At 35.4% G+C, this 506-nt stretch carries 1 pseudogene; it reads right to left on the bottom strand.

Annotated elements, in window-relative coordinates:
* Window positions 1-397, bottom strand: a pseudogene (locus tag B2G44_RS02015) (group II intron reverse transcriptase/maturase); the annotation flags it as partial.
* Window positions 398-506: the final 109 nt, after the last annotated feature.

A 506-nucleotide genomic window follows, 5' to 3' on the forward strand; every position in this document is an offset into this window, starting at 1 on the left:
CTGAAAAAATATTTTCAAAATAGGGAGTTAAGAGTTGTTCGAGGCATTTTTGTATTAGCCTGTCCTTGATAGTAGGTAGCCGCAGAGGTCTAGTTCTTTTGTTGTCACTAGGGATGAGAATTCTTTTAACTGGTTTAGGGTTGTAACCATTATTGACATATTCCTGATGGTATCTTTCTAGTCTTTCTAGATTTATCCCATCAATGGTTTCATTATCAATGCCCGGTGTTCCCGCCCCTTTGTTAGCAGCAATTTTATTAAATGCTGTTAACGTGTTATAGAAGTTATTCATTCCCTGCTGTAATTCTCTTTTTAGAGAGTAACCATTTGATGAACGATATTGAATTTTATCCAATGTTCGCGAAAGCTTTGTTTCTAGTGAAACCGTTGTTGACATTGTGTATCAACTCCCTTCTCGATACCATTGAATAAATAGTAAATTACTTTCTTCTTTCGCCCTATAAGAGTCATTAACTCTCTTCTTGGTAAGCCGATTAACTAAATTA

This window comes from Candidatus Phytoplasma citri (assembly GCF_002009625.1).
Taxonomy (GTDB): Bacteria; Bacillota_I; Bacilli_A; order Acholeplasmatales; family Acholeplasmataceae; genus Phytoplasma; species Phytoplasma citri.